A 16,465-nucleotide genomic window follows, 5' to 3' on the forward strand; every position below is an offset into this window, starting at 1 on the left:
AGGTCGCGCGGCTCATCAGGGCTTTTTGGGCTAAGGACGTATTTCGCTTATTGCTTCGTCACGCGGCGGCTGGTTTGCCGGCCGCCTTGGCTCACTACCAGCGTATAGTTGCCCGGCGCCACCGACGTGGGCACCGTGAGATGCAGCGCCCCATTAGCGGGCTGCACTGTGGTGCTGAACACGCGCCGGCCCAGCGCATCGGCCAGGTAGGCGGTGGTTGGCGTGCGGGCAGCGGCCGGGGCCAAGTCCAGGTTCAGCTCACTGCTGAATGGGTTGGGGTAGGCTGACGTGAACAAGTCAGCTGCGGAAGGCTTCGACGCCAGACCCGCTCCGGCAGTGTAAAACACATCGGAAGTGAACAACCCCCGGCCGTGCGTAGCAGCAGCCACCAACTGGTCGCCCGAACGGTAGCGGAGCATTTCGACGCGGGTGTAAGCCAGGCCGCTGCTGGCTGGTGTCCAGACGGTAGAAGTACCATTGAGCAGCTCCGTCGAGTACACGCCCATTTCGGTAGCAAGCATGGCCCGGGCAGTGTTACGCGGGTCAAACAGAGCCCAGCGCACCGGCATGTCGGGCAGAGCGCCCTCCACGCTGGTCCAGGTAGGAGCAGTGGCATCGGCATCGCGGGTTTCGAATACACTCACAATGCCGTAGTTCGAATACGTAACGAGCAGATGCTTCTCGTTGGCCGGGTCGATGGCGATGCACGACACCGAAGTACTGGCCGTGCCCGTGCGCAACGTGCGTACAATAGGGGTAAGCGTATGCGCGCTATCAACCAGCAGGACTTTGCCCGCGTTGGTGCCCACGTAGATACGCTTCCGGGTGAGGGGCGATACCGCGATGTGCGTTACCTTACCCGCCCCGGTGCCCAGGCTGGGATTGATGGTTGTGGCCGTGGTAGCCGCCGGGTCACCGGCGTTGGTCCAGGCTAGGTAGGTATCGGTGTTGTGGCAGGCGTACAGGATGTTGGCCTGGCTGTCGTACTCAAATGGGTTGATGAACGAGCCGAGCGAAGCGCTGATGTTGAAGTTGGTAAAGCTGGTGCCGCCATTGAGGGAGCGCCGGTACTGATTGTACACGTAGCTCGTAAACTGCACGGCCGGGTTATCCTGGTCGATGGCACAAAAACCCCCGTCGCCGCCGGTCACCATCGTAGTCGAGTTCACGCCCGTGGCCGTGAACCGTTGGGTTCCGTTGTCCTGGGCACCGGCCAGAAAGAAATTATAATTGGTCGGGTGCACGGCCAGCGCATAAAATTGCGTCACGTTAAAGTTGGTGTTGCGCTGGCTGAATTGCGGCTCATTGGCATTGCTGATAGAAGCGTCAGCCGAGTAAGCTACGCCGCCGTCGCTGCCAAAGAAGGCTTTGTTGGCCGGTGCCACGGTAGTGGGCACAAACGCAATGGCGTGTTGGTCGGCATGCACGTAGTAAGGCGAAGTAGTGGTGGTGTTCCAGGCCGACTCGTGGTCCCAAGTGATGGTGGTGGGCGTAGCGCTGCCGCCATCGCTGGTAAACCACAGGTCCAGCCCGCCTACATACAACGCGTTGGGGTCGGCCGGCGACACGGCAGCGGCCAGGTCGTACCAGCCCTGCCCGTTGGTGAAGTCGAACGTGGTATTGGTGGCCGTGGCACCGGGGCGGGCCAGGGCCTCCCAGGTGTTGCCCTTGTCCATCGAGCGGAAGATATTGAGGAAAGGATAGCCTGTGGCCGACGATTGGAACAGCGCATAGATGCGGTTGGCGTCGGAGGGGGCGCAAGCCAGTTCGATGCGCTGGTAGCCCGTGGTGGGCAAGCCCGAACCGGTCAGGGTGTTGAGTTTGGTCCACGAGCCGGCATCGCCGGTGGTCGAACGGTAAATACCGTCGGTCGAGAAAATGCCCATCGCTACAAACAGCGTATTGTCGGCCGCAATCTCAATGTCCGCGACCCGTGCCGTTGCCGTCGCCGGGGCTACGTTGTTAGACAGTACGGCCGTCCAGGTGCTGCCGCCGTTCTGGCTGCGGAACAGCCCGTTACGGGTGGCAGCGTATACATCGCCCGTCACCGGGTGCACCAGTATTTTCTGCACGTAGGCAAAGTTGATGTTGTTGGTGCTGGCCAGTTGCGTCCAGGTGCTGCCGTTGTTCGTCGATTTCCAGATGCCCGCGCCCTGAATCGCATCGGAATTGAAATACCCTTCGCCGGTGCCGCAATACATCACCGTCGGCTGTGAGGCCGGGCCTGCCGCAATCGTCGTCACCGCCAGGTTGGTCAGGAACGAGTTGACGTTGGTCCACTGGATGTTGCTGGTCGTGGCGTTGGTACCTTTCCAGAGCCCGCCACCGGCCGAGCCCGCCCAAATGGTGTTGCCGCTGGGGTCCGTGGGGTCAATCAATAAACCCAGCACGCGGCCGGCCACGTTCGACGGCCCCCGCTCGGTCCAGGTAGCATTGGAAAGTACGCCGGCCGATGGCCGTTGGCCGGCCATTGCAGCCAACATTTTCTCGTTGTATTGGGCGGCAGCTAGCAGGCGCTGGCGGGGTACGAGGCCAGTGGCGGGGTCACGTGTGAGCTCCAATTCCTGTTCCAGTGCCAAGTCGGGCCGGTCGGCGAAAACGCGGTCACCGTCGGCATCGCCTTCTTCCTCGTTGCCTTCCAGCCATTGCTCTATAAAGGCCGCTTGCTTGCTGCCATGCGGCATCTGAGCCATATAGAAGCTGCCCGAGTAAAATAGGCCGATTAATCCTACTGCCAGTCCTTGGCGCAGTAAGTTAACAGAGAAAATGTGCTTCATGTAAAGTGTTAATGTGGGAAAAATGCCTCTTACAAAGCTACCAAAGTAAAAGGAAATGAAAGTGATATTTAGCGAGGAAAAAGCACTTTTTTAAGCAGCAGTTTGCGAGTTTTTCAGAGTTCGTACAGTTGAAATCAACTCTTCACAACATAACCTAATCTGGTAGTTGAGCTGACAAGCTGAAATACCGCAAATCCGTTCCCGGCAGCACAACGATTTGCTGGTGCTACTTTTGAAAAGTTTTAGGTGTAGTTGAGCATGATAATCCGCCGCCGTTTTTTTGGGTTCTTGGTTATGCTTGCCGGCTGCCAGGCGGCGCCAGCCGAGCGGGCCGATACCCTTATTGACCTGGCCACCATACAAAGCGGTCCCCGCGTGCAGGCCGACGAACTGAACGGGGCCATTCAGCGCGACCCCCGCAACACGGCGTTGCTGGCCCGCCGCGCCACGCTTCGCCTGGCCGCCGGCCAGCCCCGTGCCGCTTTGGCCGATGCGGCCCGCGCGCTCGGCATTGATGATACCGATGGCAGCCTCTACTTTCTGCAGGCCCGGGCTTACCGTGCTTTAGGGCAACTCAACGAAGCCTTGGCCGCTGCCCGGCAGGCAGCCGACCACGGCTTTCGTGGCCCTGAGCTGCCGCTGCTGGTGGGCGAAACCCACCTCGCGGCTCGCAATTACTCCGCTGCCCTCGATAACCTCGACCGCACTCTGCGCCTCGACCCCGACCAACCCGCGGCTCTCTTCTATAAAGGCCTCGCCTACGCCGCCACCGCCGACACCAGTACCGCCGTGCAATACCTGCAGGACGCCCTGGCCCGTGACCCCCGCGAGCCCGAAATCCTCCACCAGCTGGCCTTCCTGCTGAATGCCTGGCGCATTCCGGCCGATGCTGCCCGCTACGCCGCGCTTGGCATGAAGCTCGATACGGCATCGGGCCAATTGCGCTACGATTATGGCCGCCAACTGGAGCTGCAGGGCCGCCCCGACAGTGCTTTCTGGTACTACCGCCGCGCCCTGTTCCTCGATACGACCGTGTACCGGGCCGACTACCGCCTGGGCCTGGCGGCGGCCAAAACCCGTCAGCCGGCCGCCGTAGTGGCGCACATGGCCCGGGCCCTGCGCCGCAACCCGCGCCTGCCCCAGGCCCGCGCGCTGCTGGCCGAAGCATTGGAAGCCCAGAACCGCCTGCCCGAAGCCCTGACCCAATACCGCCTGCTGGTGGCCGAAAACCCCGGCAATCCGCACTGGACCTTCAAGGCCTGGAAAATGGGTGATGCCACGCTGCCTGATAGTCTGCGCCGCCACTCCCGGCCGCTTTTGCGCCGCCCGCCCCGCACCACTGGCCTTGAACCACTGGCCCCGGTGAATGTGTTGAAACCCTCGTCTGCCCAGTAGGAGGGGACACGCTTTCCAACACGCCAGTATTTTCGGGATTGAAAAATTGCCCGCCCTCCCGGCGCAAGTGCTAACTTGCGCCCTGCCTGCCCCACGCGGGGCCTTTTTACTTAGTATTATGCTCAACATCACCCTCCCCGACGGCTCCCAGCGCCAGCTGCCCGACGGCGCTACCGGCTACGACGTCGCCGCCAGCATCTCCGAAGGCCTTGCCCGCAATGCCCTCGCCGTCACCGTCAACGGTGACGTGCGCGACCTCCACCGCCCCCTGCCCGACAACGCCACCGTCAGCATCATTACCTGGAACGACACCGCCGGCAAATCCACCTATTGGCACTCCTCGGCCCACCTCATGGCCGAGGCGCTCGAAGCCCTGTACCCCGGCGTGAAGCTGGCCATCGGCCCGGCTATCGAAAACGGTTTCTACTACGATGTCGACCTTGGCGAAGGCCGCAGCATCAGCAGCGAAGACTTCCCCGAAATCGAGAAGAAGATGCTCGAGCTGGCCAAAAATAAAAGCCGCTACGAGCGCAAGGAGGTTTCGAAAGCCGACGCCATCGCCTACTTCACCGAAAAGCAGGACCCCTACAAGCTGGAGCTGATTGACGGCCTCGAAGACGGCAATATCACCTTCTACACGCAGGGCAACTTCACCGACCTCTGCCGCGGCCCGCACATCCCCGACACCGGCACCATCAAGGCGGCTAAGCTGATGAACGTGGGCGGCGTATTCTGGCGCGGCGATGCTAACCGCCAGCAGCTGACGCGCGTGTACGGCATCACCTTCCCCAAAGCCAAGGACCTTACCGAGTACCTCGAGCGCCTCGAAGAAGCCAAGCGCCGCGACCACCGCAAGCTCGGCAAAGAGTTAAAGCTGTTTGCTTTCTCGGAGAAAGTAGGCGCGGGGCTGCCCCTGTGGCTGCCCAAAGGCACCGCCCTGCGCGAGCGCCTCGAGCAGTTCCTGCGCAAGGCCCAGGTGAAGGCCGGCTACCTGCCCGTGGTCACGCCCCACATCGGCGCCAAGGAGTTGTACGTGACCAGCGGCCACTACGAAAAGTACGGCGCCGACTCCTTCCAGCCCATCAAAACGCCCAACCCCGGCGAGGAATTCTTCCTCAAGCCGATGAACTGCCCGCACCACTGCGAAATATACAAAACCGAGCCCCGCAGCTACCGCGACCTGCCCGTGCGCTTCGCCGAGTTCGGCACCGTGTACCGCTACGAGCAGTCGGGCGAGCTGCACGGCCTGACCCGCGTGCGCGGTTTCACGCAGGACGACGCCCACCTGTTCTGCCGCCCCGACCAGGTGAAGGACGAGTTTATGAAGGTGATTGACATCGTGCTCTACGTGCTGAAGGCGCTCGATTTCAATGATTTCACCGCCCAGATTTCGCTCCGCGACCCCGAAAACAAAGCCAAGTACATCGGCACCGACGAAAACTGGGCCCTGGCCGAAAGCGCTATCATCGAAGCTGCCGCCGAAAAAGGCCTCACTACCACCACCGAACTGGGCGAAGCCGCCTTCTACGGCCCTAAACTCGACTTCATGGTGCGCGACGCCATCGGCCGCCGCTGGCAGTTGGGCACCATCCAGGTCGACTACAACCTGCCCGAGCGCTTCGACCTCGAATACACCGCCGCCGACAACTCCAAGCAGCGCCCGGTGATGATTCACCGCGCTCCCTTCGGTTCGCTCGAGCGCTTCGTAGCCGTACTCATCGAGCATTGCGGCGGCAACTTCCCGCTTTGGCTCACGCCCGAGCAGTTCATCGTGCTGCCCATTTCCGATAAGTATAGTGACTACGCCTACCAGGTGAAGGCCCAGCTGGAGCAGCACGACTTGCGCGGCACCGTGGATGGCCGCGACGAGCGCATCGGCCGCAAAATCCGCGACGCCGAAATGGGTAAAATCCCTTATCTGCTGGTAGTAGGTGAGAAGGAAGCCCAGGACAATATTATTTCCGTGCGCAAACACGGCGAGGGCGACCTCGGCTCGATGCCGCTGGCTGACTTTGTGAAGAGCGTGCAGAGCCAGATGGTGGAGGCGATGTAAGTCGTTAGCAGAAATTGGAGCTGAACGTTCTGAAAAAGAACGTCATGCAGAGCGTAGCGAAGCATCTTTACCGTGCAAGTAATCATTTTTACTACTGCGGTAAAGATGCTTCGCTACGCTCTGCATGACGTTCTTTATTTATGCGATGACTTCTTTTAGCAGTGCCCTACATAAATTCCTTCAGCCACCGACTTGCCTTTCCAATTTTAAATAACGATATTTGCCCCTTGATAGCCAGGCCTTACCCGGCCTAAACCGCTTAGAATCTCATTCCCCGCCACTTTTTTAGCAGGAGGACCAAACCATAGCAACCCCGAATCGTCGGTACGTGCCCCGCCAGCAGGTGGAAGAGCCGTTCAAAATCAACCAGAAAATCACGGCCCGCGAAGTGCGTCTCGTTGGCGACAACGTCGAGCAAGGCGTTTACCCAACCGACCAGGCCCGCAAAATGGCCCAGGAGCAAAACCTCGACCTTGTTGAGATTTCGCCCACGGCCACGCCGCCCGTTTGCCGCGTCATCGACTACTCGAAATTCAAGTACGAGCAGAAGAAGAAAACCCGCGAGCTGAAGGCCAAGCAGACCAAAGTCGTCCTCAAGGAAATCCGTTTCGGCCCCAACACCGACGAGCACGACTTTGCCTTTAAGGTGAAGCACGCCCAGGAGTTTTTGCGCGAAGGCGCGAAAATCAAGAGCTACGTGCACTTCGTGGGCCGCAGCATCGTCTTCAAGGAGCGCGGCGAAATCCTGCTGCTCAAGTTTGCCCAGGCCCTCGAGGACCTGGCCAAAGTAGAGCAGTTGCCCAAGCTCGAAGGCAAGCGCATGTTCCTCTACCTCGCGCCCAAAGCCGCAGTAGTAGCCAAAGCGGCTGCGGCGGCTTCTGCTAAGCCTGCTGCCCCAGCCGATGCCAAGCCCAAGGCTCCCAAGCCCGCCGAGCCCAAAGCTGACGCCGCCGACAAGACCTCCGAAACGGCTGCAGCTCCTGCTGCCGAAGCCGCCGAATAGCATTTACCCGGTTGAAGATGGCTTCCCGACCTCTGGTCAGTGAGCAATCAACAATCAACAACCAACCCTCCAACAACCACTACAATGCCGAAAGTAAAGACGAAATCCGGTGCCAAGAAGCGCTTTGCGCTCACCGGAACGGGCAAGGTGAAGCGGAAGCACGCCTTCAAATCGCACATTCTGACCAAGAAGACGACCAAGCAGAAGCGCGGCCTGACCCACACCGGCTTGGTAAGCAGCGCCGACATGAACCGCGTGCGTCAGATGCTCAACATCTGAGTTAACTAACAAGCAATTTTCACCAGGCTTCCGGCTCTAAGACTTAACCCGTCGCCGGCTGCCAAAAACTCTCAAGGTTATGCCAAGAAGTGTCAACCACGTGGCCTCGCGCCACCGCCGTAAGAAAATCATGCGTTTGGCGAAAGGCTATTACGGCCGTCGCAAAAACGTGTGGACCGTAGCCAAGAACGCCGTTGAAAAAGGCCTCCTCTACGCTTACCGTGACCGTAAAGTAAAGAAGCGCGAATTCCGCGCCCTCTGGATTCAGCGTATCAACGCCGGTGCTCGTGAGCACGGCCTTTCGTACTCGCAGCTGATGGGCGGCCTGAAAAAGGCCGGCATCGAGCTCAACCGCAAAGTACTGGCTGACTTGGCCCTGAACCACCCCGAAGCCTTCAAAGGCATCGTGGAAAAAGCGAAGTAGTCGCCCCGGCTACTATTGACCAAGAAGACGCTGGCCACTGTGTGGGTCCAGCGTCTTCTTGTTTCAGGCTTTTCCATTCCGCGCCGTTTGATACGTTGAACCGCTAAAGTGGCGTTTGAGACAAACGGCCGGAAACGAAAAAACCGCTCCAGCGCAGTGCTGAAACGGTTTTCGACGTAGCGGGAGGCGGGCTCGAACCGCCGACCTCAGGGTTATGAATCCTGTGCTCTAACCAGCTGAGCTACCCCGCCGGGTTTTGTGGGTGCAAAGGTACGGTGACGAAAACCCGCCGTGCAAGCCCACAGCCCAAAAAAACACTGTTTTTATGTTGCGCCCCGTTGATATTGCACCAAGGGGGGCGCCGAATTTTCGACTTCCTCCAATGGCTTTATCTGATACTCAAACGAAAGCGCGCTTCGTAGCGGAATTTCCCGTCAACGCGTCGCCCAAAATTCTTTTTCCCTATCTGGCTACGGCCTCGGGCCTCACGCAGTGGTTTTGCGACGATGTGCGCTACGTAGAGGGGCAGCGGCTCAATTTTATCTGGGACCACGAGAACCATTATGCCGAAATTTCGGGCCAGCGCCTAAACCGCGCCGTGCGCTTTGTTTTTCTCGACGAGCAGCGCCACTTGCTGCCCGATGCCAACTACCTCGAATTCTCACTCGATTCGTCGCAGGTGACGGACGAAGTGTATTTGCGCGTCGTGGATTACTCTTCGGCCCACGACCCGGCCGAGCAGCAGGAAATGTGGGAAGGCCTCGTGGCCAAGCTACGCGAACAGGTAGGGGGCTAACTTTACGGCTTCGCAGGCACCGCGTACCCCGTCGGCCCGGCCGGCGGGGTACTTTTTTTGACTCCGGTGCGTTGGCACTGCGCGGTTGGAACTGCTCTTTCTGATTTCGATTATGCTCAAAAAGCTCGATAAGCTCATTCTAAAGGCCTTTGCCGGGCCGTTTTTGCTCACTTTTGCGGTAGTGCAGTTTATTCTGCTCACCCACACGCTGCTCAAATACCTCGATGACATCATCGGCAAGGATTTGGGCACGGCGGTGCTTTTGAAGTTGCTGTTCTACTTCAGCGTACTCATCGTGCCGGTTTCGCTACCGCTGGCAGTGCTACTGTCCTCGCTGATGACGTACGGCAATTTGGGCGAACACCATGAACTCACGGCCATCAAAGCCTCGGGCATTGCCCTCACGCGCATTCTACGGCCGGTGCTGCTGCTCACGATAGGGCTGGCAGTAGGCGCGTTCTGGTTCAACGAGAACATTGTGCCGAAAGCTAACCTGAATGCCTACAGCTTGCTCTGGGATGTGCGGCAGAAGAAGCTGGCTCTTGATATCCGCGAAGGCGTGTTTTACAGCGGCATTCCCGGGTACACTATCAAAGTCGACAAGAAAACCGGCGAAAATGGCGACCACCTGCACGGGGTGATGATTTACGACCATACCCAGAAGTCGGGCAATTCGACGGTGATGCTGGCTGACTCCGGTCGGATGTTCACGCGCTTCAACGGCGGCTACCTGGGGCTGGAGCTTTACCACGGCCACAGCTACGTGGAGCAGCCCGATGCGTCGGACCGGGCCGGGGCTAGCTTTATCCGCCAGGGCTTCGACCACAACATGGTAACGTTCTCTTTGGCGTCATTCGGCTTGGGCCAGACCCAGAAGGAGCTATTCTCGACAAATCGCATGATGCTCAACATTGCGCAGCTACACGAGGCGACGGACTCGGTGCAACACAAGCTGCACCACGAAGAGCAACAGGTGCCTCGGCAGATGAATGCCTATTACACTTATGCCCGGTTTGATACTACAGGGCAGGCTGCCAACCATAAATCCGAAGTGATTCAGGTGGCCACTAAGAAGCTGGCTCCCGTCACCAGTTCCATTCTGGAGCAGGCTCAGAATCGGGCCCGTAACCTCTTGGGTTTTGCCAACTCTACTGCCGAGCGCCTGAATGAGTACGCTCGCAACTCAGCCCTTTTCCGCATCGAGGTGTACCGCAAATACACGCAGTCCGTGGCGGTGCTGCTGATGTTTTTGATTGGTGCGCCGCTCGGCTCCATCATTAAAAAGGGTGGATTGGGGGTGCCCATCCTCATTTCCATCCTGTTTTTTATCGTGTACTACGTGCTCAGCATCATGGGCGAGAAATACGGCCGCGAATTCGTGATGCCGGTAGGCGTGGGCATGTGGATGTCGAACTTGGTGCTGCTACCGGCGGGACTGTTCTTTCTTTACCAGGCCTACAACGATTCGGGCCTGTTGGAACTTGATTTCTGGCGGCGGCTGCCGCAACGCCTGGGCATTCCGGCCCTGCGCAAAATCACGGAGCCGGAGGAGGAAGTGGCCGCGTAGAAATCTCGATGCCGGCCTTTCATCCTGTTTTTAAATTTCGTACCTTTGCGGCACCCCAATGTGTGGGGTAACGAAATTTCTTTTTTTATCCTAAAATCTAAGACGGGGTAACACCTATCAACCGATGATTTTAAATACCGAAGCCAAACAGGCCATCTTCGAAAAGAACAGCCTGCAGAAAGTGAAAACCGATACCGGTTCGGCCGAGTCGCAAATCGCCCTTTTCACCCACCGCATCACCCACCTCACCGAGCACCTGAAGGTGAACAAGAAGGACCACAGCACCCGCCTGGGCCTCCTCAAGCTCGTAGGTAAGCGTCGCAGCATGCTGGATTATCTGCAGCACCGCGAAATCAACCGCTACCGCGCCATCATCAAGGAGCTGGGCATCCGCAAGTAAGTCCAGAATCTGAGAGTAGGGAGCCTTCCAACGAAGGTTCCCTACTCTTTTTTTGTTCGGGTTGGTTTGGCCCCGGGGCCGGCCCGAAACGCTGTTTTGCCATCGGGGCACTGTTGTGTTTAGTTTGAGTAACGAGGGCCGTGCGCGGTGCTCGTTTTTGGCTGCTCGCCCGCTGTCGCTTTTCCAAGCAAATCCCGCTGATGTCCCAACCCCACGCCATTACCAAAACCCTGGCGCTGCCCGACGGCCGCGTTATCTCCATCGAAACCGGCAAGCTGGCCAAATTCGCCGACGGCGCCGTCGTGGTTCGTCTCGGCGATACCATGCTGCTCGCTACGGTGGTTTCGGCCCCGAGCCAGCGCGAAGGCGTTGATTTTCTGCCCCTGTCGGTTGATTATCAGGAGAAATTCGGCTCGGCCGGCAAGATTCCCGGCTCGTTTCAGCGCCGCGAAGGCCGCCTGAGCGACTACGAAATCCTGATTTGCCGCCTCGTCGACCGCATCTTGCGGCCGATGTTCCCCAAAGACTACCACTACGAGGTGCAGGTGATGATTACCCTCATCTCGGCCGATAAAGAGGTGCAGCCTGATGCTTTGGCTGCCCTGGCCGCTTCGGCTGCCCTGTCGATTTCCGACATCCCGTTTGCTGGCCCGATTTCCGAAGTGCGCGTGGCGCGCATCGACGGCCAGTTCCAGATTAACCCCAAGACTTCCGACCTGGCCCGCGCCGATATGGACCTGATGGTGGGCGCTACTGCCGACTCCGTGGCCATGGTGGAAGGTGCCATGCAGGAAGTGAGCGAAGAAGAAATGGTGGCGGCCATTGCCTTCGGCCACGAAGCCATCAAGGCCCAGTGCCAACTGCAGACCGAACTGGCGTTGGCCGTGGGCCGCACGCCGGAATCGCAGCCCCGCGAATACCCCAAGTACGAAGAGAACGAAGCCCTCAAAAAGCTCATCCACGAAGGCATCTACCAGGGTGCTTACGACGTGGCCCGCTCGGGCAACACCAAGAAGGCCGGCCGCAAGGAAGGCTTCTCGGGCGTGAAGAAGGCTTTCCTTGACAAGCTGGTAGCTGAGCAGCCGGAGCTGGACATGAAAATGTTCAGCCGCTACTATGGTTCGGCCGAGAAGAAGGCTATTCGTGACATGATGGTGAAGGAGCGGGTTCGTCTCGACGGCCGTCAGCTCACCGAAATCCGCCCCATCTGGTCGGAAATCAACTATTTGCCCGGCGCTCACGGCTCGGCCATTTTCACCCGCGGCGAGACGCAAAGCCTCACCACGGTGACGCTTGGCACCAAGCTGGACGAGCAGATTGTGGACCAGCCGCTCACCAAGGGCTACTCGAAATTCATGCTGCACTACAACTTCCCCGGTTTCTCGACCGGCGAAGTGAAGCCCAACCGCGGCGCCGGCCGCCGCGAAATCGGCCACGGCAATCTGGCCCTGCGCTCGCTGAAGCAGGTGCTGCCTTCGGATGAGGAAAACCCCTACACCATCCGCATCGTGTCGGATATCCTGGAGTCGAACGGCTCTTCATCGATGGCTACCGTGTGCGCTGGTTCGCTGGCGCTGATGGACGCCGGGGTGAAAGTATCGGCTCCTGTGGCCGGTATCGCCATGGGCCTCGTGCAGGACAAGGAAACCGGTGAGTACGCCGTACTGAGCGACATTCTCGGCGACGAAGACCACCTCGGCGACATGGACTTCAAGGTAACCGGCACCGAGAAAGGCATTTGCGCCTGCCAGATGGACATCAAAATCCAGGGCCTGAGCAATGAGATTCTGACCGCAGCGCTACATCAGGCCCGCGAAGGCCGCCTGCACATCCTGCGCGAAATGGCGAAGACGATTTCGGCCCCGGCTGCGGAGCTGAAGGCGCACACGCCGCGTTCGCACAAGATGTTGATTGACAAAGAATTTATTGGCGCGGTAATCGGGCCGGGCGGCAAGGTGATTCAGCAGATTCAGAAGGACACCAACGCCACGGTGATTATCGAGGAGAAGGACGAGAAGGGCCACGTAAGCATTTATGCCTCTAACCAGGAGGACATGCAGGGCGCCATCGACCGTATCCGTGCCATCGCGGCCCAGCCCGAAGTGGGCGAGGTGTACAAGGGCAAGGTGCGTAGCATTCAGCCCTACGGCGCTTTCGTGGAGATTATGCCGGGCAAAGACGGCCTGCTGCACATCTCGGAAGTGACGCACGAGCGGATTCAGACGCTGGAAGGCTTGTTGGAAGTGGGGCAGGACATCGACGTGAAACTGGTGGAAATCGACAAGAAAACCGGCAAATACCGGCTCTCGCGCAAAGTGCTGCTGCCGAAACCGGAAGGTGCGGCCGCCAGCAATGGCGAAGCCAAAGCTTAAAGCCCGGCCGTAAGGTCTGAACTAATGTCGGGGGAGGCCTGTTGGCTTCCTCTGACTTAGGGACTGCCCGAACGGCATTTTCTTACGTATAACCCCACTCAGATATCGTTCTTACCTAGTCCCCAATGAGACAGCTAAAAATTAGTAAGCAGATTACCAACCGCGAAAGCCAGTCGCTGGATAAATATCTCCAGGAGATTGGCAAGGTTGATTTGCTCACGCCCGACGAGGAGGTGACGCTCGCGCAGCGCATCCGCGACGGGGACCAGCAAGCGCTGGAAAAGCTGACGAAGGCCAACCTGCGCTTCGTGGTGTCGGTGGCCAAGCAGTATCAGAACCAGGGGCTTAGCCTCGGTGACCTCATCAACGAAGGCAACCTCGGCCTTATCAAAGCCGCCAAGCGCTTTGACGAAACCCGTGGCTTTAAATTCATCTCGTACGCCGTTTGGTGGATTCGTCAGTCGATTCTGCAAGCCTTGGCTGAGCAGAGCCGCATCGTGCGTCTGCCCCTGAATCGGGTGGGTTCGCTGAACAAAATCAGCAAATCCTTCTCGGAGCTGGAGCAGAAGTTCGAGCGCGAGCCTTCGCCGGAAGAAATTGCCGAAGTACTGGAGCTGACCACCTCGGAAGTGGTGGACACGCTCAAAATTTCGGGCCGCCACGTATCGGTAGATGCACCGTTTGTGCAGGGCGAGGAAAACCGTCTGCTCGACGTACTCGAAAACGAGGACGAAGAGTCGCCGGACATGGCGCTGATGAACGACTCGCTCCGCAAGGAGGTGCAGCGCGCTTTAAGCACGCTCACCAAGCGTGAGGCGGACGTGATTACGCTCTACTTCGGTTTGAACGGCGAAGCTGCGCTGACGCTGGAAGAAATTGGCGAGAAGTTTAACCTGACCCGCGAGCGGGTGCGTCAGATTAAGGAAAAGGCCATTCGGCGGTTGCGGCACACGTCGCGCTCGAAGGCGCTGAAGCCGTACCTGGGCTAACTTCTGCTTAGTTTTGTTGTTGCAAAAACCCCGGCTGTAAGGTTGGGGTTTTTTGTACAATTTGTGCGGTGAGCTTTCGCTTGCCGCAACACTTTTATTCTGAAAATTAGCTTTTTAAACGGCAGGCCAATGCTTGCCGCACGACACGATGGCTGAACACATTAAGTGCCTGATTATTGGCTCCGGCCCCGCTGGTTACACTGCCGCTATCTATGCTGCCCGGGCCAACATGGCGCCCGTCATGTACATGGGTTTGCAGCCCGGCGGACAGCTCACGATTACCAACGACGTGGAAAATTTTCCTGGCTACCCGGATGGAATTATGGGCCCGGAGATGATGGAGGACTTGAAAAAGCAAGCCACTCGCTTCGGAACGGATATTCGCTACGGTATTGCGACGGCGGTGGATTTTTCGGTAACACCGCGCAAAATCACGATTGACGAAACCACGGAACTGACGGCGGATGCCGTGATTATTGCCACCGGCGCTTCGGCCAAGTGGCTGGGCCTGCCGTCGGAGGCCAAGCTGAACGGCTCGGGCGTATCGGCCTGCGCCGTGTGCGACGGGTTCTTCTATCGTGGGCAGGAAGTGGCCATTGTGGGTGCCGGCGACACGGCTGCTGAGGAGGCCACTTACTTGGCCAATCTGGCGAGCAAAGTGACCATGATTGTGCGCAAGAGCGAGATGAAAGCCTCGAAAATTATGCAGAAGCGCGTGCTCGACAATCCCAAGATTGAGGTGCTGTTCGACACCGTGACGGATGAGATTCTGGGTGAGCATTCGGTGGAAGGCGTGCGCGTGAAAAACGTACTGACGCACGAAACGCGGGAGATTCCGCTGACGGGTTTCTTTGTGGCCATTGGGCACGAGCCGAATTCGAAGATTTTCCAGCCCTACCTGCACCACGACGAGCAGGGTTACCTGAAGACGATTCCTGGCAGCAGCAAGACCAACATCGACGGCGTATTTGCTTGCGGCGACGTGCAGGACTACACCTACCGCCAGGCCGTGACGGCCGCCGGCACCGGCTGCATGGCCGCGCTCGACGCCGAGCGCTACCTCGCGGCCATGGGCATACACTAAATTTGCGCTCTGAACGTCATAGCAACAGCACGTCATGCTGAGCTTGTCGAAGCATCTCTACCGCAGGAGTGAACTCAATCGAAAGGATTAGTTACGCAGTAGAGATGCTTCGGCAAGCCAGCATGACGTGCTGTTGATTACTGACTAAAAAACATTGCTTTTGACTTTCCTGAAAACAACATCTTTGCGTCCGGCGCTGCTGTTGCTGGCGTTGCTTTGGCTGCTGGCGGGCCTGAACCCGGCCCAGGCGCAAAAGCGGAAGACGCCGCGCAGCAAGGCGAAAACCGGCAGCACCGGCAACTCGGATTTCTTCCGCATTAAAACGCCGAAGATGCGCTACGTGCGCCCCGATACGACCACGGTGATTGAAACAGAGGAATTGCCCGACGATAATTCCGATGCCGCGAAGTCCATTTACTTCAACCCGGCCAAAAAGCTCAGCATCGTGAGCGAAGACACGACGACGCTGGACGAGGGCGGGCAGGAAATCGTGGAGATGTCGGAGGAAGTGCTCATCGATTCGTCGTGGGTGAAAGTGGCCGGCTATTATTCCATCTGGGATACGCACCGCGTGAACCCGTACCGCGTGGACGGCCGCAGCTACCGCGACTCGCTGAAGCTGCACCTCACCGATGTGCCCCGGCAGCGCTACGCCAAAATGCCCCTCGTGACCACGCCCATCACCTCGGGCTTTGCCTTCCGGGGCTACCGCTGGCACTACGGCATGGACCTCGACCTGGAAACCGGCGACTCGGTACGAGCCGCCTACGACGGCGTCGTGCGCATTCAGGCTTGGGACGGCGGCGGTTACGGCAACTACATTCTGGTGCGCCACTACAATGGCTTGGAAACGATTTACGGGCACTTGAGCAAGTCGCTGGTGCCGGTGGGCACCTTCGTAAAAGCCGGCCAGCTGATAGGCTACGGCGGTAGCACCGGGCGCAGCACCGGCTCGCACCTGCACTTCGAGGTGCGCTACCAGGGCAACCCCATCAACCCGGCGCTGATGTACGATTTCCCCGCCTACAAGCTCCGGAAGGACAATTTCACGATTACCTCGGCGCTGTTCAACTACTACAGCCGGGCCATTGGCCGCAGCCGTAGCAGTCGCAGCGGTTCGCCCTCGCGCGCCCGCCAGACCGTAACGCACAAAGTGCGCTCGGGCGATACGCTCTCGGAAGTAGCCGAGCGCTACGGTGTGCGCGTAAGCACCCTCAAAAAGCTGAATCCTGGCGTACGCACCTTGCAGCCAGGGAAGAAACTGCGTATTAAGTAAAAAATAGTTGTTGGTTAAGTACTGTCAGTTGTTAGGCCGTTTGGCTCCAA

The 16,465-nt window shown here is 58.8% G+C and carries 12 protein-coding genes, 1 tRNA gene and 1 pseudogene; 12 read left to right on the plus strand and 2 right to left on the minus strand.

The window, feature by feature from the left end; genetic code table 11:
- Window positions 1-47: 47 nt before the first annotated feature.
- Entirely contained in the window at window positions 48-2,777 is a 2,730-nt protein-coding gene (locus tag MON38_RS08650; RefSeq protein WP_241935762.1) for a T9SS type A sorting domain-containing protein, read from the minus strand.
- Window positions 2,778-3,071: 294 nt separating this feature from the next.
- Here MON38_RS08650 and MON38_RS08655 point away from each other — a divergent pair, with 294 nt between their 5' ends.
- From MON38_RS08655 to rplT, 5 genes and pseudogenes are all read left to right on the plus strand, one after another.
- Window positions 3,072-4,172, plus strand: coding sequence for a tetratricopeptide repeat protein (locus MON38_RS08655; protein WP_241935763.1), 1,101 nt, complete (start codon window positions 3,072-3,074; stop codon window positions 4,170-4,172).
- A gap of 118 nt (window positions 4,173-4,290) precedes the next feature.
- On the plus strand, window positions 4,291-6,225 hold the full coding sequence (gene thrS / locus MON38_RS08660) for a threonine--tRNA ligase (protein WP_241935764.1): 1,935 nt from the start codon (window positions 4,291-4,293) through the stop codon (window positions 6,223-6,225).
- A gap of 304 nt (window positions 6,226-6,529) precedes the next feature.
- Window positions 6,530-7,087: pseudogene (gene infC / locus MON38_RS08665) on the plus strand (translation initiation factor IF-3); the annotation flags it as partial.
- Between the two features lie 225 nt (window positions 7,088-7,312).
- Window positions 7,313-7,507 (plus strand): 50S ribosomal protein L35, encoded by a 195-nt coding sequence (gene rpmI / locus MON38_RS08670; protein WP_046242504.1) that lies wholly within the window; start codon window positions 7,313-7,315, stop codon window positions 7,505-7,507.
- 79 nt (window positions 7,508-7,586) lie between these two features.
- Entirely contained in the window at window positions 7,587-7,931 is a 345-nt protein-coding gene (rplT, locus tag MON38_RS08675; RefSeq protein WP_168672944.1) for a 50S ribosomal protein L20, read from the plus strand.
- Between the two features lie 177 nt (window positions 7,932-8,108).
- On the opposite strand, the gene MON38_RS08680 is transcribed toward rplT, so the two are convergent.
- Window positions 8,109-8,182: transfer RNA gene (locus MON38_RS08680), tRNA-Met, on the minus strand.
- Window positions 8,183-8,313: 131 nt separating this feature from the next.
- Between MON38_RS08680 and MON38_RS08685 the strand changes: the two genes are divergently transcribed.
- The 7 genes from MON38_RS08685 to MON38_RS22670 all read left to right on the plus strand — a co-directional run bounded on the left by MON38_RS08685 (window position 8,314) and on the right by MON38_RS22670 (window position 16,415).
- Entirely contained in the window at window positions 8,314-8,727 is a 414-nt protein-coding gene (locus MON38_RS08685) for an START-like domain-containing protein (RefSeq protein ID WP_241935765.1), read from the plus strand.
- A gap of 112 nt (window positions 8,728-8,839) precedes the next feature.
- Window positions 8,840-10,294 carry an LptF/LptG family permease gene (locus MON38_RS08690; protein ID WP_241935766.1) on the plus strand — a complete coding sequence of 485 codons (1,455 nt, stop codon included), beginning with the start codon at window positions 8,840-8,842 and terminating at the stop codon, window positions 10,292-10,294.
- Between the two features lie 124 nt (window positions 10,295-10,418).
- On the plus strand, window positions 10,419-10,694 hold the full coding sequence (rpsO, locus tag MON38_RS08695; protein WP_208172960.1) for a 30S ribosomal protein S15: 276 nt from the start codon (window positions 10,419-10,421) through the stop codon (window positions 10,692-10,694).
- Between the two features lie 200 nt (window positions 10,695-10,894).
- Window positions 10,895-13,066, plus strand: coding sequence for a polyribonucleotide nucleotidyltransferase (gene pnp, locus MON38_RS08700; protein WP_241935767.1), 2,172 nt, complete (start codon window positions 10,895-10,897; stop codon window positions 13,064-13,066).
- A 125-nt stretch (window positions 13,067-13,191) separates the two neighbouring features.
- Window positions 13,192-14,055, plus strand: a complete 864-nt coding sequence (locus MON38_RS08705) for a sigma-70 family RNA polymerase sigma factor (RefSeq protein WP_035566352.1) — start codon at window positions 13,192-13,194, stop codon at window positions 14,053-14,055.
- A gap of 148 nt (window positions 14,056-14,203) precedes the next feature.
- Window positions 14,204-15,139: a thioredoxin-disulfide reductase gene (gene trxB / locus MON38_RS08710; RefSeq protein WP_241935768.1), complete on the plus strand. Its 936-nt coding sequence runs from the start codon at window positions 14,204-14,206 to the stop codon at window positions 15,137-15,139.
- Between the two features lie 184 nt (window positions 15,140-15,323).
- Window positions 15,324-16,415: a M23 family metallopeptidase gene (locus tag MON38_RS22670; protein ID WP_277881406.1), complete on the plus strand. Its 1,092-nt coding sequence runs from the start codon at window positions 15,324-15,326 to the stop codon at window positions 16,413-16,415.
- The last annotated feature ends 50 nt before the right edge of the window (window positions 16,416-16,465 follow it).

This window comes from Hymenobacter cyanobacteriorum (genome assembly GCF_022631375.1).
In the GTDB taxonomy this organism is placed as follows: domain Bacteria; phylum Bacteroidota; class Bacteroidia; order Cytophagales; family Hymenobacteraceae; genus Hymenobacter; species Hymenobacter cyanobacteriorum.